The organism is Mesorhizobium sp. B2-1-3A (assembly GCF_006442655.1).
GTDB lineage: Bacteria > Pseudomonadota > Alphaproteobacteria > Rhizobiales > Rhizobiaceae > Mesorhizobium.
In genome coordinates this window covers 1,158,316-1,179,158 of record NZ_VFWK01000001.1, presented here as the reverse complement: position 1 = coordinate 1,179,158, position 20,843 = coordinate 1,158,316, and the positions used below count along the sequence as shown (strand labels likewise).

At 64.5% G+C, this 20,843-nt stretch carries 22 protein-coding genes; 9 read left to right on the top strand and 13 right to left on the bottom strand.

Annotated features, from left to right (window positions below; translation table 11 throughout):
- The first annotated feature begins 5 nt into the window (after positions 1–5).
- Positions 6–683: a GntR family transcriptional regulator gene (locus FJ977_RS05785; protein ID WP_140769348.1), complete on the top strand. Its 678-nt coding sequence runs from the start codon at positions 6–8 to the stop codon at positions 681–683.
- 5 nt (positions 684–688) lie between these two features.
- Here the strand turns inward: FJ977_RS05785 and FJ977_RS05780 are convergent, their stop codons facing one another.
- From FJ977_RS05780 to FJ977_RS05760, 5 genes are read right to left on the bottom strand one after another with little or no spacing between them, the layout of a single operon-like run.
- Complete coding sequence (locus FJ977_RS05780) at positions 689–1,993, bottom strand: FAD-dependent oxidoreductase (RefSeq protein WP_140769346.1); 1,305 nt, start codon at positions 1,991–1,993, stop codon at positions 689–691.
- Positions 1,990–2,973 carry a branched-chain amino acid ABC transporter permease gene (locus FJ977_RS05775; RefSeq protein WP_181179614.1) on the bottom strand — a complete coding sequence of 328 codons (984 nt, stop codon included), beginning with the start codon at positions 2,971–2,973 and terminating at the stop codon, positions 1,990–1,992. The genes FJ977_RS05780 and FJ977_RS05775 overlap by 4 nt, the downstream gene beginning before the upstream one ends.
- Entirely contained in the window at positions 2,970–3,878 is a 909-nt protein-coding gene (locus tag FJ977_RS05770; protein WP_140769344.1) for a branched-chain amino acid ABC transporter permease, read from the bottom strand. Before FJ977_RS05770 ends, FJ977_RS05775 begins: the two co-directional genes overlap by 4 nt.
- Complete coding sequence (locus FJ977_RS05765) at positions 3,875–4,624, bottom strand: ABC transporter ATP-binding protein (protein ID WP_140769342.1); 750 nt, start codon at positions 4,622–4,624, stop codon at positions 3,875–3,877. The genes FJ977_RS05770 and FJ977_RS05765 overlap by 4 nt, the downstream gene beginning before the upstream one ends.
- Positions 4,621–5,421, bottom strand: coding sequence for an ABC transporter ATP-binding protein (locus FJ977_RS05760; RefSeq protein WP_140769340.1), 801 nt, complete (start codon positions 5,419–5,421; stop codon positions 4,621–4,623). The genes FJ977_RS05765 and FJ977_RS05760 overlap by 4 nt, the downstream gene beginning before the upstream one ends.
- 126 nt (positions 5,422–5,547) lie before the next feature.
- On the opposite strand from FJ977_RS05760, the gene FJ977_RS05755 reads away from it, so the two are divergent.
- The 7 genes from FJ977_RS05755 to FJ977_RS05725 all read left to right on the top strand — a co-directional run bounded on the left by FJ977_RS05755 (position 5,548) and on the right by FJ977_RS05725 (position 11,523).
- Positions 5,548–6,282, top strand: a complete 735-nt coding sequence (locus tag FJ977_RS05755; protein ID WP_140769338.1) for a GntR family transcriptional regulator — start codon at positions 5,548–5,550, stop codon at positions 6,280–6,282.
- On the top strand, positions 6,279–6,761 hold the full coding sequence (locus FJ977_RS05750; RefSeq protein WP_140769336.1) for a DUF3830 family protein: 483 nt from the start codon (positions 6,279–6,281) through the stop codon (positions 6,759–6,761). The genes FJ977_RS05755 and FJ977_RS05750 overlap by 4 nt, the downstream gene beginning before the upstream one ends.
- Before the next feature lies 1 nt (position 6,762).
- Positions 6,763–7,116 carry a TIGR04076 family protein gene (locus FJ977_RS05745; protein ID WP_056564617.1) on the top strand — a complete coding sequence of 118 codons (354 nt, stop codon included), beginning with the start codon at positions 6,763–6,765 and terminating at the stop codon, positions 7,114–7,116.
- Positions 7,113–8,168: an aldo/keto reductase gene (locus FJ977_RS05740; protein WP_140769334.1), complete on the top strand. Its 1,056-nt coding sequence runs from the start codon at positions 7,113–7,115 to the stop codon at positions 8,166–8,168. The genes FJ977_RS05745 and FJ977_RS05740 overlap by 4 nt, the downstream gene beginning before the upstream one ends.
- Positions 8,165–8,596, top strand: a complete 432-nt coding sequence (locus tag FJ977_RS05735) for a DUF4440 domain-containing protein (protein ID WP_140769332.1) — start codon at positions 8,165–8,167, stop codon at positions 8,594–8,596. The genes FJ977_RS05740 and FJ977_RS05735 overlap by 4 nt, the downstream gene beginning before the upstream one ends.
- Positions 8,597–8,645: 49 nt before the next feature.
- On the top strand, positions 8,646–9,905 hold the full coding sequence (locus tag FJ977_RS05730; RefSeq protein ID WP_140769330.1) for an ABC transporter substrate-binding protein: 1,260 nt from the start codon (positions 8,646–8,648) through the stop codon (positions 9,903–9,905).
- Positions 9,906–10,119: 214 nt separating this feature from the next.
- The gene (locus FJ977_RS05725) at positions 10,120–11,523 is read left to right on the top strand and encodes an FAD-binding oxidoreductase (protein WP_140769328.1); all 1,404 of its coding nucleotides are present in this window, start codon (positions 10,120–10,122) and stop codon (positions 11,521–11,523) included.
- Positions 11,524–11,538: 15 nt separating this feature from the next.
- Here FJ977_RS05725 and FJ977_RS05720 read toward each other — a convergent pair whose 3' ends face one another.
- From FJ977_RS05720 to FJ977_RS05685, 8 genes are all read right to left on the bottom strand, one after another.
- On the bottom strand, positions 11,539–12,339 hold the full coding sequence (locus tag FJ977_RS05720) for an ABC transporter permease (protein WP_140769326.1): 801 nt from the start codon (positions 12,337–12,339) through the stop codon (positions 11,539–11,541).
- Positions 12,336–13,202, bottom strand: a complete 867-nt coding sequence (locus tag FJ977_RS05715) for an ABC transporter permease (RefSeq protein WP_140769324.1) — start codon at positions 13,200–13,202, stop codon at positions 12,336–12,338. The genes FJ977_RS05720 and FJ977_RS05715 overlap by 4 nt, the downstream gene beginning before the upstream one ends.
- A complete protein-coding gene (locus FJ977_RS05710; RefSeq protein WP_140769322.1) occupies positions 13,199–14,302 on the bottom strand; it encodes an ABC transporter ATP-binding protein in 1,104 nt (367 codons plus the stop codon). The genes FJ977_RS05715 and FJ977_RS05710 overlap by 4 nt, the downstream gene beginning before the upstream one ends.
- Before the next feature lie 76 nt (positions 14,303–14,378).
- Complete coding sequence (locus FJ977_RS05705; protein ID WP_140769321.1) at positions 14,379–15,404, bottom strand: ABC transporter substrate-binding protein; 1,026 nt, start codon at positions 15,402–15,404, stop codon at positions 14,379–14,381.
- 52 nt (positions 15,405–15,456) lie between these two features.
- Positions 15,457–16,455, bottom strand: coding sequence for an AraD1 family protein (araD1, locus tag FJ977_RS05700; protein ID WP_140769319.1), 999 nt, complete (start codon positions 16,453–16,455; stop codon positions 15,457–15,459).
- A 32-nt stretch (positions 16,456–16,487) separates the two neighbouring features.
- Positions 16,488–17,267 (bottom strand): SDR family oxidoreductase, encoded by a 780-nt coding sequence (locus FJ977_RS05695; RefSeq protein ID WP_140769318.1) that lies wholly within the window; start codon positions 17,265–17,267, stop codon positions 16,488–16,490.
- 9 nt (positions 17,268–17,276) lie between these two features.
- On the bottom strand, positions 17,277–19,004 hold the full coding sequence (locus FJ977_RS05690) for an IlvD/Edd family dehydratase (RefSeq protein ID WP_140769316.1): 1,728 nt from the start codon (positions 19,002–19,004) through the stop codon (positions 17,277–17,279).
- Positions 19,001–19,792, bottom strand: a complete 792-nt coding sequence (locus FJ977_RS05685) for a FadR/GntR family transcriptional regulator (protein ID WP_140769315.1) — start codon at positions 19,790–19,792, stop codon at positions 19,001–19,003. Before FJ977_RS05685 ends, FJ977_RS05690 begins: the two co-directional genes overlap by 4 nt.
- Before the next feature lie 61 nt (positions 19,793–19,853).
- Here FJ977_RS05685 and FJ977_RS05680 point away from each other — a divergent pair, with 61 nt between their 5' ends.
- Positions 19,854–20,783, top strand: coding sequence for an aldose 1-epimerase (locus tag FJ977_RS05680; RefSeq protein ID WP_140769313.1), 930 nt, complete (start codon positions 19,854–19,856; stop codon positions 20,781–20,783).
- Positions 20,784–20,843 lie beyond the last annotated feature (60 nt).

Sequence of the window (20,843 nt, the reverse complement as noted above, 5' to 3'; positions counted from 1 at the left end):
CGCGCATGCTGAAGCTCGAACATCAAACCCTCAATGACCGCGCTTACAGCGCGCTCAAGCAGGAATTGATTTCAGGCGGCTTCAGCCCAGGCCAGACGCTGGTCATCCGCAAGCTCGCCGAGACCTTCGGCATTTCGACGACGCCCATCCGGGAGGCATTGCAAAGGCTGGTCGCCGAGCGGCTGCTCGAGATGCAGAACAACCGCTCGGTCATCGTGCCCTTGCTATCCGTGCCTGCCTTCGAGGAACTGACGCGCATCCGCATCGCCGTCGAGGGGCTGGCGGGCGAGATGGCGGGGTCGCGGATCGCCGAAGGCGGGCTGGCCGACATACAGGCCACACTCGCCGGCATGCAGGGCGCCATCGAGGCTGGCGACGCCAGGGCCTATCTCGCGCTGAACGAGGCGTTTCACTTCGCCATCTACCAGCATGCCGGTGCGCCGATCCTGTTGAACATGATCCGCGATCTCTGGGGCCGGGTCGGGCCGTATCTCAAGCTGTTGATGCAGGCCGATCGCTACATTCCGCAGTCGAACGACGCGCATCGAAGGATTGTTGCCGCATTGGAGCAGCGCAATGGCCCTGACGTTCGAGCATTCCTCGAAGAGGACATCGCCGTGGCGGCCGCGATTCTCGCCGAAAATCTTCGCACGACCGATCGATCGTCCGCAGACCGGGCGTGATTGCCTTATCCGGCCTCGTCCAGCCGGTCGCGCAGCATGCTCCAGCCAAGCAGCATGTTAGGCGCGTGCCGCAGCAAAGCGTGGAAGGGGATCGGTGCCGGCGGCGCAAAGGGCAGCGGCAGATCACGCGCCTCGGTTCCGGAGGCCCAGTCGGCCAGCACCTTGCCCATCGCCGTCGTCATGGCAATGCCACGTCCGTTGCAGGCGCGACCGGCGATCAGCCCTGGTCCAAGATCCAGAAGGTGCGGCAGGAAATCCGGTTCCACGGCGGCCACTCCAGACCAGCCATAGGCAAGCGGCGGCAGGTCCGGCAAATCGAGATGTCGGGCGAGCCGCCGCCAGATCGCTCGCGGCACGCGCGTATCGGCGCCGGCGTTCAGAATATGCATGCCGCCGCTAATCAACCGGTTCTCGGCATCGAAGCGGAAGGTGAAGAGATTGCGCCTGGTGTCGCCGACGCCTTGCCCGCCGGGGAGCAGACGTATGCGCACATCGCGCGGCAGTGGCCCGGTTGCGATCTGGAAGACCTTCAGCGGAATATAGGTCTGTTGCAGCAACGGATCGAGCGGCCCGCCATAGGCGTTGGTGGCGACCAGCACCTTGCCGGCACGCACCGAGCCTGATGGCGTCTTCAGCGACCAGCCATCGGCCACGCGATCGATCGAGGTGACGCGCGTTCGTTCGAAGATCCTCGCGCCAGCGTTCTCGGCCGCATCGGCGAGCCCGCGCGCATAAGCTACTGGATTGAGCACGCCGCCCGAACGATCCATCCAGCCGCCGACATAGCCGCGCGCGCCCGTCAGCGCCCCGACGTCCTGCCGATCCAAGGTAACGGCTGGTCGGCCGCGCCGTACCCATTGCCCGGCGCGCGATTTGACCTTTTCGAAAGCTGCCGCTGAATGCGCCGGCTGGATCCAGCCGTTCTGCACGGCGTCGCAGTCGATGCCGTGCCGCCGGATCAGGCCGAAGACGAGGTCGGCGCTGCCGGCGGCAAAGTCGATCAGGCGTTCACCACGCTCGGGGCCGAGATGCGCAAGGATGCTGTCCGGGTCCATCTTGGCGAAGTTGGGCACGATGAAGCCGGCATTCCGGCCGGTAGCGCCCCAGGCGATGATTTCGGCTTCCAGGACGGCGACGGAAAGCCCTTTCACGGCGGCGTGCAATGCGGTCGAGAGGCCGGAAAAACCGCCGCCGACAATGGCAAGGTCCGCATCGATCTCGCCCTGTAATGGCGACCGCTGGCGGCGGTCGCGGCTGACAGCGTGCCAGAGCGAAATGCCCCGTGCCTCCTGCCGGGTCACGGCGTTCATGAGCCGGAACTGCCCTTTGTCGCGACCGCCTTCGCCCGCTTGTCCAGGCGTGGCCGCCGTGGCCTGTCGCCGAACAGCCCGTTCGGCCGGATCAGCAGGATGACGCAGAGCATGACGCCGATGGCGACGATCTGCAGTGAGGCGGCGCGCGCCTGCTGCTCGGGCGCAAACAGAACGCTGGTCAGCGTGCCCGATCCGGCCCATATCCCCCACACCAGGATGCTGCCGATGACGGCGCCGAGATTGCTGCCCGAGCCGCCGACGATCAGCATCACCCACACCTGGAAGGTCAGGATCGGCAAATAATTGTCCGGCGCGATGAAGCCGGTGAAATGCGCCTGCAACGCGCCTGCCAGCGCCATGATGGCGCCGCCGACGGCAAAGGCCTGGACGCGGTAGAAGCGCGCGCTCTTGCCGAGCGAAATCGCCGCTCGCTCGTCCTCGCGCAGCGCCTTCAGCACGCGTCCCCACGGGCTGCGCGACAGATGCTCCAGTGCGAGATAGGCGATCAGCGTCACGACGCAGACGACGGCAAGGTTCGACAGGTTGAACAGCAGCGGCGTCTCGGCAAGGCCGCCGAAGGGGCGCGGGATGAAGCCGATGCCGAACGGCCCGCCAGTGAGCTTCTGCGCGTTGAGCGCGACCAGTTGCACAACGACGGCGACGCCGAATGTGGTGATCGCCAGATAGTCGGATCTGAGCCGCAATGTCGCCATGCCGGTGAGGGCAGCGGCGATGCCGCCGACAACCATGGCCCCCAGCCAGCCGACAAGGATCGGCAGTCCGAAGCCACCCAGCCGTGCCGCATCATCCGGTGTGGTCAGCAAGGCCGAGGTGTAGGCGCCGATGGCGACGAAGCCGGCAAGGCCGACATTGAACAGCCCGGTCAGCCCCCACTGCAGATTGAGTCCGAGCGTGACCAGCGAAAAGATCAGTGCGGTGGTCAGGAAGAAGGCGCCGTAACCGATGAGATCGATCATCTTTCCCGAACTCCGAAAAGGCCGATCGGCCGCACGAACAGCACCGCCATCAGGATGATGAAGGAGACGGCGGCGCGCCATTCGGCGCCGATCAATTGCACCGCTCCGGCTTCGGCGAGCCCGATGATCAGGCCGCCGAGTACGGCGCCCGGAATGCTGCCGATGCCGCCGAGGATGGCCGCGGCGAACATGGGCAGCAGCATGTCGAAGCCCATGAACGGGCGGATCTGCACCAGGATGCCGATCATCACGCCGGCGACGCAGGCCAGCGCCCCGCCAATGATCCAGGTGACGCGCACCACGCCGGCGACGTCGATGCCGACGATACGGGCCAATGCTGGGTTCTGACTCAATGCCTGCATGGAGCGGCCGGTCTGCGTGCGCGTCATCAACAGATGCACGCCGAGCACGAGTATGGCGGTCAGCAGCAAGAGCGCGATCTGGTCGGGGGTGATGCGGATGCCGAAGCCGACCGGCATGGCGATCTGGATCGCCCGGCTGAAATAAGTCGGCCGCGAGGTGAAGGTGAATTCGAGCAGGCTTCTGAGCGCCATCGAGGCGCCGAAGCTCGCCATCACAACGATGATCGCCTGGCCTTGCGAGCGCAGCCGCGAAAACAACACCCTGTCGAGCAGCAGCGCCAGCAGCGCAGTGAAGGCCATGCCGACGACCAGCGCAACCAGGAGCGGCCAGCCGAAGGACAGCGGCGCGATGGGGGCTACCTTGCCGAAGGTCGCACCAATGGCGCTGACGACGGCCAGCGTCGCATATGTGCCCCAGGCCATGAAGTCGCCATGGGCGAAATTCGAGAAGCGCAGGATCGAATAGGTCAGCGTCACGCCGATGGCGCCAAGGCCGATCATCGAACCGGTCAGCAGTCCGTCGACCACAAATTGCAGGCTCATGCCGCGCCTCCCTTGCCGGCGTGAGAGGGCCGCTGGCCGAGATAGAGTTCGGCGACCACAGGATCGTTCCACAGTTCGGAAGCAACACCCTGGTGCCGGTCCTTGCCTTCGACCAGCACATAGGCGCGGTCGCCGATCGCAAGTGCTGCCTTGGCGTTCTGTTCGACCAAAAGGATGGTGACGCCGGACTTGCGGATGCCGGCCAGCATCTCGAACACCATCGAGACAAACTTGGGCGACAGGCCGGCCGACGGCTCGTCCAGCACCAGCACTTTGGGATGGACGATCAGCGCCCGGGCGACTGCAAGCATCTGGCGTTGTCCGCCCGAGAGATTCCCGGCGGCGGTGCGGCGCTGGCGGACGAGGTCGGGAAAGGCGGCATACATCTCGTCGATGCGGCCGGGGATTTCGCGCCTCTCGAGAATGCCGCAGGCAACCCTGAGATTGTCCTCGACCGACATCAGCGGAAAGATGTTTTCCGTCTGCGGCACAAAGGCAAGGCCAAGCCGCACCATGGTGTGGGCCGGCGCGGCGGTGATGTCCTTGCCGTCCAGGAACACCGCGCCGCCGGTGATCGGGACAAGGCCGGCGATCGCCTTGATGAAGCTCGACTTGCCGGCGCCATTGGGGCCGAGGACGACGACGATTTCGCCCTTGCGGACAGTGATCGAGGCGCCGCGCACGATCGGCACGCCAGGTTCGTAACCGGCTTCGAGGTCGCGCACGTCGAGGACGATCTCGCTCATGCGGTGCCCCCGAGATAGGCCTCGATGACACGCGGGTCGCGGGCGACTTCTTCCGCCGTGCCTTCGCTGAGTAACTGGCCGCTCGCCATGACCAGCACGCGGTGGCAAAGCCGCGTCACCATGTCGATGTTGTGTTCGATCAGCAGGAAGGTGATGCCGCGCGCGTTGATGTCGCGGATGCGGTCGATGATGACTTCCAGCAGCGTCGCGTTGACGCCGGCCGCCGGTTCGTCGAGCAGGATGATCGCCGGGTCGGCCATCATGACGCGGGCGAGTTCCAGCAGCTTGCGCTGGCCACCGGACAGCACACGCGCCGGCTCATGCGCGAGATGGGTGAGGGTGACGAGCTCCAAAAGGTCCAGCGCCTTTGCCCTGGCCGCTACTTCCTGCGCCGCCACCCGCCACGGCGTGATGAAGTTGGCGAGCAGCCTTTCGCCGGCCTGGCCCTGCGCGGCCAGCATGATGTTTTCGATCAGTGTCAGATTGGGCAGCGGGCGCGGGATCTGGAAGGTGCGGCCAAGGCCACGGCCGATGCGCAGATGCGCGGCTTCGCCGGAGACGCGCACGCCGTTGATAAGGATGTCACCACTGGAAGGCAGAATACTGCCGGCAAGCAGGTCGAACATCGTTGTCTTGCCGGCGCCGTTCGGTCCGATCAGGCCAAGGATCTCGCCCGCTTTGACGTCAAACGAAACATCGTTGACGGCGACAAGGCCGCCGAACCGTCTGACGACGTTGCTTGCTGTCAGAACCGACGCACGGGCCTCCTGCCCTTGGCGCTCCGTTGCCTCGCTCATCAACCCTCTGGCCGAAGACGGTCGTTGCCGCCCCCTGGTTTTTGATTTGTGATCACACTTGCGTTGATCACGCTATTCGGCTTTAATTTCGACCGCAAGCCGAAAACCGGCCGAGAACGGGATTCCATGCAAAAGGCTGCCATCGAAAAGAACAACGAGGCGATCGCTGCCCAGCTTGCTCCGGTCGGCCGCGAAACCGTGCAGGACCGTGTCTATTCGGAATTGCGCCGCGCCCTGATCGGCGGCCTGTTCGAACCGAGCCAGGTGCTGACCATCCGTGGGCTTGCCGATGCGCTGGTCACGTCGACCATGCCGGTGCGCGAGGCGCTTGGCCGGCTGATCACGGAGAAGGCACTCGAAGCGCTGCCCAACCGTTCGGTGCGTGTGCCGCCGATCACATTGGAACGGCTCGACGATCTCCTTCGGGCCCGCATCCTGATCGAGGGTGAGGCGATCGCGCTGGCCGCCGCACGCATGGGTTCGCGTCAGATCGCCACCATCGAGACCATTCTTGGCGAATGGGACGAGATGCGGGCGCTGAAACACAAGAAGGATGTCGATCGCGAAGTGACGCTTAACCAGAGCTTTCATTTCGAGATCTATCGCTGCTGCGGCTCGGCGGTGCTGATCCCGATGATCGAGAGCCTGTGGCTGCAATCGGGGCCATGCATCCGCGTCGCAATCTATGCATTCTCGGAGGCCGGCGAGGTCGACACCGCCCAATATCACCGCCGCATCGTCACGGCGCTGGCCACGCAGGATGCACAGGCAGCGCGCGAGTCGCTGGTCGCCGACATCAGCCGGCCTTTCACCTTCCTGCGCAGCAAGCTGCAATCGGCCGCCTCGAAAGATCAGACATGACCGCCATCAGAATAACCGAGCCACGCTCGAAGCTTGGCGTCACGGCGCTGATGTTGCCCGAAAAGGCGCCGGAAAACGCTGCCTTCCTCAAGGCATATCTCGACACGCCGCGTGTCGTTCCGGGCATCCACGCCATGTGGACAGGACCGGAAATCTCCTGCCCGGTTCCCGCTGCCGATATCGAGGGGCAAGCCTATGCCAGGCCATTGCCGGCGGAGAACGCGACGCTGACGCCGCAGCCCGGCGACATCGTGCTGTCCTATGTGCCGCCGCGCATGTGGGGCGGCAATCCCAATGCCATCTTCGACATCGGTCTGTTCTATGGGCAGGGCGCGCGGCTTCTGTTCCCGATCGGCTGGCTGGCCGGCAGCGTGGTGGCGCAAGTGCGCGCCGAAGAGCGCGACCAATTCGCCGCCGCATGCGGGCTGATCCGCCGCAACGGCACCTGCGACATCACCTTCAGCCTGGTGGAGGCCTGACATGGCCGACGACGGTTTCGAACTCTTCGACCTTCGCGTCGAGGCGGTCATCCCCGAGGGCAAGCCGATCTACTGCGGCGCCAAGGCCGGAGACTATTTCGAACTCAAGGGCGAGATGCTGTCGATGCCGGCGGGGCAGGGTTTCTCGATCTACTCGCTTGCCGCCGTGCTTCCGCTGCTGGCGGCAAAGCAGCGGCCAACCCATCCAAATGACTGGATGACCTCGGACGCCGAGATCGCCTGTCCCGATCCCAATTGCGCCAGCCGGCTGCGGATCGTCAGGACCGGCAAACGGCGGTTCAGCCATGCCGAGACCACGGCCGTACCGCTGCCGAAGGAGAATGAGCAGACATGACCGCCAAGACCTTCGAACTCGGCCCAGGCTACACGATCTCCCGCGTCATTCGCGGCGGCTGGCAACTGGCTGGTGGGCATGGGGCCATCGACCACAGCCAGGCGGTGACCGATCTGATCGCCACCTTCGACGCCGGCATCTGGACCTATGACTGCGCCGACATCTACACCGGCGTCGAGGAACTGATCGGCGCCGCCCGCTTGCGGCTGGCCAGCGAACGCGGCCTCGATGTCGCGGCCAGGATGAAGGTACACACCAAGCTGGTGCCCGACCTCGAAAGGCTGACCGGCATCAGCCGGGATTACATCAGGGGTATCGTCGACCAGTCGCTGCGGCGGCTGAAGACCGAGCGTCTCGATCTCGTGCAGTTTCACTGGTGGGATTATGACCAGCCTCGTTATGTCGATGCGATGGGCTGGCTCGACGAGCTTCGCCGGGAGGGCAAGGTGCGCAATCTCGGCACCACCAATTTCGACACGCCACGGCTCGCCGAAATTCTCGCCGCCGGCATTCCGCTGGTCAGCCAGCAGCTGCAATATTCCGTGCTTGACCAGCGGCCCGCTCACAGCCTCGCCGCGCTTGCGAAGACAAACGGCGTCCACTTCCTTTGCTACGGCTCGGTGGCGGGTGGCTTTCTCAGTGACAGGTGGCTCGGCGTGGCCGAACCCGCCACGCCGCTCGAAAACCGCTCGCTTGTCAAATACAAGCTGATCATCGACGACTTCGGCGGCTGGGACCTGTTCCAGCAACTGCTCCAGGCGTTGAAGGCCGTCGGGGATCGCCACGGTGTCGACATCGCCACCATCGCCAGCGCCTGGGTGCTGGGGCAGCCGCAAGTCGCCGCGGTTATCGTCGGCGCCCGTAACCAGGCGCATGCCTTGGCCAACGCGGGCATCATGGATGTCGCGCTCGATGTCGATGACCGGGCCAAGATCGCGGCCGTGATCGCGCAAGGCCGAGGCCCCCTGGGCGACGTCTACACGCTGGAGCGTGACCGCCACGGCCGCCACGGCTCGATCATGCACTACAATCTCAATGCAGGCCGCACATGAGCGCCACCAACGCGACGCTGTTTTCGCAGGCTAGCGCCGAGGTCGTCGGCCTGCATCGCTTCTTCGTCGACTGGTTCGTCGCCGCGCGCGCTGACACCGTGGATTTCACGCGCTTCGAGCGTGCCATGGGCGACGGCTTCAGCATGGTCGCGCCGGACGGCAACGTGCTTGATCGCGCTGCTGTCGTCGATCATGTCCGCTCCAGCCGCGCCACGTGCGATGACGGCTTCGCCATTTCGATCGAGGACATCCGGCCCGGTTGGCAGGATGCGGACACGATTGTCGTCTTCTACGTCGAGGCGCAATTGCGTGGCGGCAAGCACAGCCGCCGCCAGTCGAGCGCCGTCTTCACCACCAGTTCATCGGCGCCCAACGGTGTCGAATGGCGGCATCTGCATGAAACCTGGCTGCAGGTGCCGGAACGCTGAAGAGGCTCCAGAGATCAAATTATTGCCTGACAACTCAAGGGGAACAACAATGAGAAAGACGATACTCCAACTCACCACCGCGCTCGCTCTCGTCACAATCGCGGGTGCCGCGCAGGCCGCCGATTGCAAGATCATCGTCGGCCTCGTCATGGAGTTGACCGGCCCGGCCGGCGAATACGGCCAGGCCGGTGCCAAGTCGGTCGAAATGGCCTTCCGCGACATCAACGAAGCCGGCGGTGTCCGCGGCTGCGACCTCGCGACCGATACGCGCGATAGCCAGAGCCAGGGCAATATCGCGGTCGACGCCGCAACCCAGCTGGTTCAAGTCAAGAAAGTGCCGGTCATCATCGGCGGTATCATCTCCTCGGTGTCGATCCCGATCCTGACCTCGGTCACCGCACCGGCCAAGATCGTCCAGGTTTCGCCGGCATCCTCTTCGCCGACGCTGACCGCGCTCGGCCGCGACGGCAAGACCAACGGCATCTTCTTCCGCACCATCACCTCGGATGCGCTGCAGGGCGTCGCCGCCGCCAAATACGCCATCGACAAGGGTTTCAAGAAGCTGTCGATCATCCACGTCAACAACGACTTCGGCGTCAACATGGTGGCCGAATTCTCGCGCGCCTACAAAGCGCTCGGCGGCACCATCGTCTCCGACACGCCCTACAACGAGAAGCAGTCGAGCTATGCCTCGGAAGTGACGGCGGCGATGGCCGGCGAGCCGGACGGGCTCTATCTCGTCAGCACGCCGGTCGACGGCGCAACCGTCGCCCGCACCTGGATTTCGCAGGGCGGCGTGCAGAAATTCCTGCTCAATGACGGCATGAACAGCCCTGATTTCATCGAGTCCGTCGGCGCCGACTATCTGAAGGACGCCTATGGCACGTCGTCGGGAACCAGCCCGACCGCTTCGACCGAGTATTTCACCAAGAACTACAAGGCATTCTCCGGCATCGAGCCGTCCAACCCGGCGGCCGACCGCTCCTATGATGCCGGCGCCATCGTCGGGCTGGCCATCGCCATTGCCGGCTCCGAGGATCCGGCAAAGATCAAGGATGCCATGTACAAGGCGGTCGACCCGGCCGGCACGCCGATCTTTGCCGGCAAGGAGGAGTTCGCCAAGGCGCTCGGCCTGATCAAGGACGGCAAGCCGATCCGCTACGAAGGCGTCATCGGCCCGGTCGCCTTCGACAAATATGGCGACATCACCGGCCCGTTCCGGCTGTGGAAGATCGTCGACGGCAAGGTGACGACCGATGGCGAAATGACCACCGACGACGTCAACGCGCTGCAGGCCAAGCTCCAGTAAGCTGAAACACTGCTTCCGGCATCAATCGCATCTTGTCGCGACTTGATGCCGGCATCGCCTGGGGCAGGCCGATATCGCTTGCACGGCAAGCGTTCAAGAATAGGATCGGCTGGTGGTAATTGAAGGATGGCGAGCGTGTCGGATCGAAGACTCATCGGGCCGTGCGATCAATGGATGCAGACGCTGCGCTTCGCCACGCAAGCGCCTGATCCCGATGTCGCCTGAAACGGAACGACTTCTCTCCGCGCTCGGCGATCGGCTGGGCGAGGGCGGCGTGCTTGCCGGCTCCGATGTCGAACAACGCTATCGCGACGATCCAGACGGCAAGCTTGGCGTGCTGCCCGAAGTGGTGCTGCGTCCGCGCGACACCGTCGGTGTCGCGGCGGCACTCGCCGGGTGCAACGCTCTCGGCCAGCCGGTGGTCGTCCAGGGCGGACGCACCGGGCTGGCCGGCGGCACGCGTGTCCAGCCGGGCGAGATCGTGCTGTCGCTGGAACGCATGAGCGGCCTCGCCGCGCCGGACGCTCAAGCCGCCACCATCATCGCCGAAGCCGGTGCCACGCTGCAGGCGGTGCAGGAGGCGGCCGATGGTGCCGGGCTCATGTTCGGCGTCGATATCGGCGCGCGCGGTTCGGCCACGGTCGGCGGCAACATCGCCACCAATGCCGGCGGCATCCGTGTGCTGCGCTACGGCATGTACCGCGCGCAGGTGCTGGGGCTGGAGGCCGTGCTTGCCGACGGCAGCGTGCTGTCCTCGTTGAAGGGGCTGCCCAAGGACAATTCCGGCTACGACCTCGGCCAGCTCTTCATCGGCGCGGAAGGGACGCTCGGCGTCGTCACCCGTGCAGCACTCAGGCTGCACCCGAAGCCGGCCTCCGAGGTGAACGCCTTCTGCGCGCTCGCTTCGCTCGATGCGGCGATCGCCCTGCTTGGGCTGCTGCGGCAAAAGCTCGGCCCTTTATTGTCCGCCTATGAGGTCAACTTCGGGCCGCTCTATGACGTCATGGTTGGCAGCATGGCGATGTCGGCGCCGTTGCCGGCTGGCTCGCCGGTCTATGTGCTGGCCGAGATCCAGGGCAGCGAGCCCGAACGCGACAGCGAGCGCTTCGCGGAAGTGCTGATGCAGGCGGTCGAGGATGGCGTGGTCGACGATGTCGTGGTCTCTCAGTCGCCGCGCGAATTCCGGGCGCTGTGGGACGTGCGGGAGGACGCCAATCGCGTCCTGTTTTCGATCAGAGGCCTGATCGGCGTCGACATCAGCATCCCGCTGGCTCGGATGGGGGCGTTCCTGCAAGAAGCGGAGACCGCGATCCGCGCCTTTGATCCCAATGCCGACATCTATGTCTTCGGCCATCTCGGCGATGGCAATCTGCATTATCAGGTGCGCACTGTCGATCCGGCGGCGGCCTACGGCATCGTCTATTGCGGCGTGGCGGTGGCGGGCGGTGGCGTTTCGGCCGAGCACGGCATCGGCCTAGACAAGAAGCAGTGGCTGCATCTGGTTCGCAGCGACACCGAGATCGCCACGATGCGGCGGCTGAAGATGGCGCTCGATCCGAAGAATATTCTTAACCGGGGGCGTGTCTTCGATCTCGATCCCACGGCCTTCGCACGATGATGCGTGTTCGATAACTCAGGTGCGTTCCGTCGCCATCTGCCTGGGGATCAGGAAGCGGGCTGCGAGCACGCAGAGCAGCACGGTGAACATCAGGATCAGTGCCACCAGCGCATTGATGTCGGGTGAGAAGCCAAGCCGCATCATCGCCCAAAGCCTGACCGGCAGCGTGCTTTGCGTGCCGGTGACCAGGATGGTGATCATTGTCTCGTCGAAGGATAGCGCGAAGGCCAGGATGGCGCCGCCGACCATCGCGCTCGACAGGTTCGGCAGGATGATGCGCCAGAAGGTCTGCCAACCGGTGGCGCCGAGGTCGTAGGACGCTTCGACCAGCGTGCGGCTCATCGACTGGAGGCGCATCAGCACGGTTCGGTAGACGATCGCCAGCACGAAGACCGTATGGCCGATGACGACCGTCAGCAGCGAGCGCTCGAGGCCGATCTCGCGGAAGAAGATCAGCAGCGCCAGGCCGCTGATGATCGGCGGCATCAGGAAGGGCAGGAAGATGATGAACTGCAGGACCGAGCGTCCCGAACGGCGGCCGTGATAGTACAGCGCCAGCAGCGTTCCGCTGACCACCGAGAGGATGACGGTGCAGACGCCGACGATCAGCGTGGTGCGCAGGGCAGCCAGGATGTCGTCGTTCCCGGCCAGCGCCCGATAGGTCGAGAGGGTGGGCGACGACCAGTCGACATCGCCATGCGAGATGGTGAAGAAAGACGACACGATCGGCACGAACAGCGGGCTGTAGAGCAATACCGCGACCAGCGTTGTGATCGCGGCCAGGAAGATGGTGGAGGGCCGGGGCAGGGCGCTCATATCGACGTCCCCCGGTTGCGTCCGAACCGTTCGCCCATGAGGATGGCGCAGATCACCACGATTGCCAGCGCCACCGACAGTGCCGCGCCGAACGGCCAGTTATAGGCCGTGCCGAACTGGCTGTAGAGGATGCGCCCGAATGTGAAGCCGCTGATCCCGCCGACCATCTGCGGCGTCAGGAAGTCGCCGATCGCCAGCACGAAGACGAAGCTCGCCGCCGAGGCGACGCCGGGCAGGCTGAGCGGCAAGGTGATGCGCAGGAAGGTCTGCAGGCCGCTCGCGCCGAGATCGTCGGAAGCGCGCAGCAAGGTCTGGGGAATACGCTCCAGCGACAGGAAGATCGGCAGGATGGCGAAGGGTATCAAAAGCAGGCTCAGCGTCAGCAGGATGGCGTTCATGTTGAAAACGAAAAGCGTCGACGGCTGCTGCAATATGCCGAGCGCCACCAGCGCCTTGTTGAGGAAGCCGTTGAGGCCGAGGATGCTGCGGATCGCGTAGATCTTGATGACGTAGCTCATCAGCAGCGGCACCAGCAGCAGCATCAGCAGGGCGTAGCGCCACCGTCCTTTCAGCGTCGTAAGGAAATAGGCGGCGGGATAGGCGAGCAGGATGCAGATGACAGCCACCGACAAGCACAGCACGATGGTGTTCCAGAACACCGGCAGGAAGATCGGGTCGGTGAAGAACCTGACATAATTGCCGAGCGTCGGCGCGTAGACGATCGTGCCCTGGTCGACGCTGAAGAAGCTGTAGACCAGGAAGATCGCCAGCGGCACGAGCACGAAGATGACAGGCAAGGCGAAGGCCAGCACCGTCACCAGCAGCGACAAACGCCTTTCCGGGGTCGAGGCGTTCGCGCTCATGCCAGCACCAGATGGCCTTCATGCGGCGCAAAGCAGAGCGAGACCGTTTCGCCGGATTTCAGCGCGCTGCCGCCGATCCGGCTCGGCAGGCGCAGCCGTAGGCGTTGCGCGGCATTGTCGGCACCCGAGGTGATCGTGGCGACGGTTGACGAGCCGGCAAAGGCCAGGTCCGCGATGGTGCCGGAAAAGCGGTTGCCGCTGTCCTTGGCGTCGGCAAGATGCAAGGCTTCGGGACGGAACGCCGCGAAGGCGGCGGCGCCATCTGGCGCGGCTTGCAAATGCGGCTGACCGCTGATCGAACAGACAAGGCGCCCAAGCGCGGTCTCGATCGATCGCAGGTCGCCCTGGACGGGACCGAGTTTCCCCGCCACCAGATTGTTCTCGCCGAAGAAGCGCGCCACGAACTCGCAATTCGGCTTGTAGTAGAGGTCGTGCGGCGTGCCGAGCTGGCGGATATGCCCCGCCTGCATGACGCAGATCCGGTCGGCCATGCCGATCGCCTCCTCCTGGTCATGGGTGACGAACAGGAAGGTGGTCTTGATCTCGCGCTGGATGGATTTCAGGAACTCCTGCATCTGCCGGCGCAATTCGAGGTCGAGTGCCGCGAGCGGCTCGTCGAGCAGGATCAGGCGCGGCTGGCAGATCAGCGCGCGGGCGAGGGCGACGCGCTGGCGCTGGCCCCCGGAAAGCTGTGCCGGGAAGCGGTCGGCGAAACGACCAAGCTGCACCAGTTCCAGCGCCTCGGCGACACGGCGTGCAATCTCCGTGCGCTGGATATGGCGCACCGAAAGCCCGTAGCCGACATTGCCGGAAACGGTCATGTGCGGGAACAGCGCATAATCCTGGAACACGGTGTTGAACGGCCGCTTGTTGATCGGCATGCGGCTGATGTCCTGGCCGTCGAGGCGGATCTCGCCCGACGTCAGCGGCTCCAGCCCGCCGATCAGCCGCAGGACGGTCGTCTTGCCTGAACCCGAAGGCCCGAGCACGGTCAGGAACTCACCGTCCTTGATCGACAGGTCGATGTCGTGCAGCACGGGAACCGTGCCGTAGGATTTCGAGACGGACCGCAGCGTCAGCAGGTCGGTGTTCTGGTTCATGATATGGTCTCGCATACGCTGCGGCGGTCCGGAACGTCCGGACCGCCGGGTCCTTCGAAATCAGGTGCGGAAAGGATCAGGGCGTCGCCTTGACCTCGTTCCACAGATCCGACCGCTTGAGCGGGTCTTCGACATTGTTGAGCCAGACCAGCTTGTCGTTGCTGCCGGCGCTGCTCGACTCGACCACGGTGTTGCCGAAGCCGGTGCGCTCGGAAAGCTCGCCGCTGACCTTCTTCGTCAGCATGAAGTCGATCCACTTCTCGGCCGCCGCATTGTCGCGGACGCCCTTGGAGATAACCCAGTTGTCCAGCCAGGCCAGCGCGCCCTCGCTTGGATTGATGTAGGCGACGTGGGCACCGATCTTCTGCAGTGCCTTGACCTGCTGCTGGCCGTAATTGGCCCAGATCAGGGCAACATCATTGTTCTGGTAGATCTGTTGCGCCTCGTCGGCGGTGGTGTAGAAGCTCAGCACATTGCGCTTGAGCTCGACCAGCTTGGCCTTGACCGCCGCCATCTGCTCCTCATTGAGGTTGAACGGATCCTTGTAGCCGAGCGTCAGCGCGGTGAACGAGAAATTGTGTTCGCCATTGTCGTAGGCCAGGATCTTGCCCTTGTAGGCCGGATCCCAGAGCACCGACATCGAAGTCGGCGCCGGCTTGACCTTGTCGGTGTCGTAGATCAGTCCGATGGAATCGAAGCAGAAGGGAATGCCGTAGACCTTGCCGTCCTTGGTGTCGCCGCTGACCTGCGACAGATCACGGAAGCGCGGCAGCACTTCTTTCTGGTTGGGCAGCTTGGTGATGTCGATCGGCGACACCAGATCGGCCTTGATGTAGCGCTGCAGCTGGGCGGTGTTGACGGCGAAGACATCGAAATCCTGCCCTTCGCTGCCCTTGATCTTGGCCCAGATCTCGTCGTCGCTGCCGATGAAGACGACATCGACACCGATGCCGGTGGCGGCCGTGAAATCCTTCACCCAGTCCGGGTCGGCGTAGCCGTCCCAGGCCAGAACCCGCAGGTTCGCGGCCAGTGCCGCCGATGTCATCAGGCCGATGCCGAGCCCGATTGTCGCCAGTCTTAGAAACGCTTTCTTCAGTCCCATTTTTAATCTCCCATTGTCGTTCTGGTGGACCGTAATTGTCGGACTTTTGCCGTCACAGCTGGGTGACGGTGACCAGTCCCTCGTCCGGCACCGACACCATTCGGTTGCGGAGCGGCTTGCCGAATGTCTGTGCCTGGATTTCGTATTCGTCGCCTGAAGCCGTCTTGACGCCGGAGGCGTAGCTCATCACCGCCGCCCCGAAGAAATAGGCGTGCAGGTCGCCCGGCCTGCGGTGCATCGGGTAGCGGAAATGGAAATGTTCGAGGTTGGCGATCGAGTGCGACATGTGCGCCTCGCCCGACAGGAATTCCTGCTCCCAGATGACGGTGCCGTCGCGCAGGATGCGGGAATAGCCGCGCACTTCGTTCGGCAGCTCGCCGATCAGCAGTTCGGGGCCGATCGAGCAGGAGCGCAGCTTGGAATGCGCGAGGTAGAGATAGTTCTCGCCCTCCGTCACGTGGTCGGAATATTCGTTTCCGAGTGCATAGCCGATGCGGTGGGGATGGCCGTCCGGACCATTCAGGTAAAGCCCGACAATCTCGGCTTCCTCTGCTCCGGCTTTCGCGAATGCCGGCATCGGCAGCTCAGCACCTGGCGGCACAATGCAGGTGCCGACGCCCTTGAAGAACCACTCGGGCTGGATGCCGATCTTGCCGGCGCCGGGCTTGCCGCCCTCCAACCCCATGCGGAAGATTTTCAAGGAATCGGATTCCTCGGCACCTTCGCCATGGGTCAGAACATGCATCTGGTTGCGCGCGGCGGCACTTCCGGTATGGGTCAGGCCGGTGCCGGTGACCAGGAACCGCGCCGGCTCCGGGTGGTCCAGCGGGGCGAGCACGCGCCCATCGCGCAACAGCTCGTCATAGTCGATTGTCGCGGTGCCCGTCCGCTTTTCGACCAGCGAGGCAATGGACGCACCCTCGGCGATCGCCGCTTCGGCGAGGTCCAGCACGCTGGCAGTCTTTTCGAGCGGATGCAGGTGATTGCCGTCATCGGAGACACGACCGACCCGCCTGCTGCCATCCGGCATTCTGAACTGAACAAGACGCATGAAATACCCTTCTTCCCTTGGAGCCGTGCGGGTTACACCCAACCCGCATCGACGATGAACTGCTGGCTCGTGCACATGCGGCTGTCGTCGGCGGCGAGGAACAGCGCCATGCGCGCGATATCGGAGGGCTGCAGCCGGTCTGGCAGGCACTGCCTTTCCGCGATCTGGCGCTCGCCGGCCGGATTCAGCCACAGCCGCATCTGGCGCTCGGTCATGACCCAGCCAGGCACCATGCAGTTGACGCGGATGCGCTCGGGGCCGAGTTCACGGGCCAGCGCCCGCGTCATGCCGTAGACAGCGGCTTTGGCGGTGACATAGGCCGGGCAATCAGGATCGCCGACCATCCAGGTGATGGAGCCGAAATTGATGATCGAGCCGCCGCCCTGCGCACTCATCTGCGGGCGCACCGCCTGCGCCGCGAAGAACTGGTGGCGCAGATTGACCGCCATGCGGTCGTCCCAATAGGCGACCGTGACGTCCTTGGTCTGATGCCGGTCGTCATTGCCGGCATTGTTGCAAAGCGCCTGGATCGGGCCATTGTGCCGCGCTGCCTGCACGGTGGCCGCCTGCAGCTCTTCGACATTGCGCAGATCGCACGGAATGAACAGCGGCGCGTCATGTCCTTCGGCGGCGATCGCATCGACGAGCCGCCGGGACGGTTCCTCGGCCAGATCGACGAAAGCCACACGGCTGCCTTGCGAGCAGAAATGGCGCACCAGGCTTTCGCCGATGCCGCTGCCGCCGCCGGTGATGAAGACGCTGCGGCCCTTGAGGCTTGGATAGGTCGCGTAGCTGCCGATTAGATCCGTCATCGCGCGCCTCTAGTGGGAATGCCGGGGAATGCCGGCATCGCGCCGGCCAACGAGAAAGTCGAAATCGCAGCCCTTGTCGGCCTGCAGAACGCGCTCGACATAGAGGCTCTGGTAGCCGCCTTCGGGCGGCGCCGGGGGCTTCCAGTCGCGACGGCGGATCACCAGTTCCTCGTCCGATACCAGCAATTCCAGACGGCGGCCGGCAACGTCGAGCTCGATGAGATCGCCGTCGCGCACCAGTGCCAGCGCGCCACCTGCCGCCGCTTCAGGCGCCACATGCAGCACGACGGTGCCGTAGGCCGTGCCGCTCATGCGTGCGTCCGAAATGCGCACCATGTCGGAGACGCCCTGCTTGAGCAGCTTGGCCGGCAGCGGCATGTTGCCGACCTCGGCCATGCCGGGATAGCCGCGTGGTCCGCAGTTCTTCAGCACCATCACCGAAGAGGCGTCGATATCCAGTTCCGGATCGTCGATGCGGGCGTAGTAGTGCTCGATGTTCTCGAAGACGACAGCCTTGCCCCGATGCTGCATCAGCTCGGGCGTCGCCGCGGACGGCTTGATGACGGCCCCGTTGGGCGCCAGATTGCCGCGCAGGATCGAGATGCCGCCCTGTTCGGTCAGCGGCTCGCTCAGCGGACGGATGACCTCGCGGTTGTAGTTGGGCGCGCCGTCGATCAATTCACCGATCGTCTTGTCGCTGACGGTCATGACGTCGCGATGAAGAAGCCCCACTTCATCAAGCGACGCCATGACCGCAGCTAGCCCCCCGGCATAGTAGAAGTCTTCCATCAGGAATCGGCCCGACGGCATCAGATCGACAATCGTCGGAACGTCGCGGCCAAGACGGTCCCAGTCCTCGAGGCTGAGATCGACACCAACCCGGTTGGCGATGGCGATCAGGTGCAGCACCGCATTGGTCGAACCGCCGATCGCGCCATTGACGCGGATGGCATTCTCGAACGCTTGCCTGGTGAGGATCTGCGCTATCGTCACGTCGCGGCGAACAAGCTCAACGATCTGGCGTCCGGCCAGTTGGGCAAGCACGCCGCGGCGCGAATCCACCGCCGGAATCGCGGCATTGTCCGGCATGCCGATGCCGAGTGCTTCCACCATGCTGGCCATGGTCGAGGCCGTGCCCATCGTCATGCAGCTGCCCGCCGACCGGCTCTGGCCTTGCTCGGCGGCGAGGAAGTCGGCGACCGGCATGCGCCCTGCTTTCACCTCCTCGGCGAATTTCCACACATGCGTGCCCGAGCCGATGTCTTGTCCGCGAAACTTGCCGTTGAGCATAGGCCCGCCGGAGACGGTGATGGTCGGCAGGTTGCATGAGGCAGCCCCCATCAGCAGCGCCGGCGTGGTCTTGTCGCAACCGACCAGCAGGATCACACCGTCGATGGGATTGCCGCGAATGGATTCCTCGACATCCATGCTCACCAGATTGCGAAACAGCATGGCGGTCGGGCGCATGTTGCTCTCGCCCAGCGACATCACCGGAAACTCCAGCGGCAGGCCGCCGGCCTCATAGACGCCGCGCTTGACGTGATCGGCCAAGGCGCGCAGATGCGCGTTGCACGGGGTCAATTCCGACCAGGTGTTGCAGATGCCGATCACCGGGCGGCCGTCGAAGGCGTCTGCCGGGATGCCTTGGTTCTTCATCCAGCTGCGGTGCATGAAGGCGTTCTTGCCTTCACCGCCGAACCAGGCTTCGGACCGCAGTTTGCGTTTGGTGTCGGTCACGATTGCTGGCCTCGGTCGTTGCGGCGTTTGTTGCGGTTCTCGACGCTGCGGCGCACGTCGTCCTCGGCATTGTCGATGAGCACCAGCAGCGCCTTCTGCGCACCGGGCGCGTCGCCGGCGGCGATCTTCTCGGCGACCTCGCGATGCAGCGGCAAGGAGTGGCGCTGTCCATCCGGATTGTCGTTGGAGAGGCGAAAGCTCATCACCAACGCGGTTTCGACCAGTGCGGCCAGCGAGCCGATCAGCTCATTGCCGGTCATGCGCAGGATGGTCTGATGGAACACCAGATCGGGCTTGGCGAAGCGGTCGCCATCGTCGCTCAACGCTTCCATTTCGGCGAGTGCCGCTTGGATTTCGGCGATCTGAGCCGGGTTGGCGCGCTGGGCGGCGAGTGCGGCCGACATCGGCTCGATGGCGCGGCGCAATTCGAACAGCGCGCGCACATCGTCGGTGCTGATGCCGCCGGCATAGCGCCATGACAGCACATCGGGGTCGAGGAAATTCCAGTCGGAGCGGGGACGCACGCGCGTGCCGGTCTTCGGCCGCGATTCGACCAGCCCCTTGCCGGCCAGCACCTTGATCGCTTCACGCAATACCGTGCGGCTGACACCGAGCATCTCGCTGGAATCATCCGCATTGGGCAGGGCCTCGCCGGGCAGGAAGTCGCCCTGGACGATGCGCAAGCCGATCTGCTCGACGACGGTCGCGTGCAGCGCGGTGGAACCACTGGAAACCGCGACGGCAACCCGTGACGTGCGCGCCGTGCTGAAAGATTTCTTATTCTTCATACTATTCATATGATATGTCTTATAGCCATGGCGATCGGAGTCAAGGGATGGGGGAGTGCCGATGACAAAGAATTCCGCTGCTGTTGCCGCGCAGCACACCGAACTGGTCTCGATCAGTGACGGCATCGCGACTGTCGACATTGCTCCTGCTGCCGGCGGCGCCGTGGCGTCGTATCGGTGGTGGCAAGATGGCTTTGTCGTGGATTGGCTACGCCCGGCGGATCCGCTGGCGATCAGCCGTCGCGATGCAGGCGCCATGGCCTGCTTCCCGCTTGTCCCCTATTCCAATCGCATAAGGGGCGGCCGTTTCGAAGTCGCGGGCCGCACCGTCCAACTGCCCAGTCGGCCGGAGGACCCGCACCATGAGCACGGCCATGGCTGGCGCCACCCTTGGACGGTCGTGAGGCACGAAGCCAGCACGATCGTCCTGCGCTATCGCCACGCCGCCGATTCCTGGCCATGGAGCTATGAAGCCGAGCAGGAGATCACGCTGGCTGACGGTGCGCTTTCCATTACCATTGCCGTGCGCAACCTGTCGGACGCGCCGATGCCGGCTGGCTTCGGCCTCCATCCCTATTTCCCGTCGACACGTTGGGCGCATGTCCAGGCGTCAGTGTCCGGCATGTGGGAAACCGACGCGGAGATCCTGCCTGTCCGTCACGTCCCGCCGCCGGCGGGGGCCGATCCGTCGATCGGCTTTGATGTATCGGAGGTGGAGTTCGACACGGTTTTCACCGGATGGACGCGCCGTGCCCGGATCTCCTGGCCGGAGCATGGGCGGCAACTGGACATGGAGGCCGAGGCACCGCTCGATTTCCTCGTCCTCTACACGCCGCCGGGTGAGCCGTTCTTTTGCGCCGAGCCGGTCAGCAACATCACCGATGCCTTCAACCGCGTGAACGACGAGGACAACAGCACCGGCTGCATGATGCTGGCACCTGGGCAGACGAGATCCGCCAGCGTTCGCTTCACGCCGTCACTGGCTGTCTGACCTTGCCGCCGGCCTTGCGAGCCCGGCACGACATGGCCGCGCGGATGCCGCTCGGTCGAT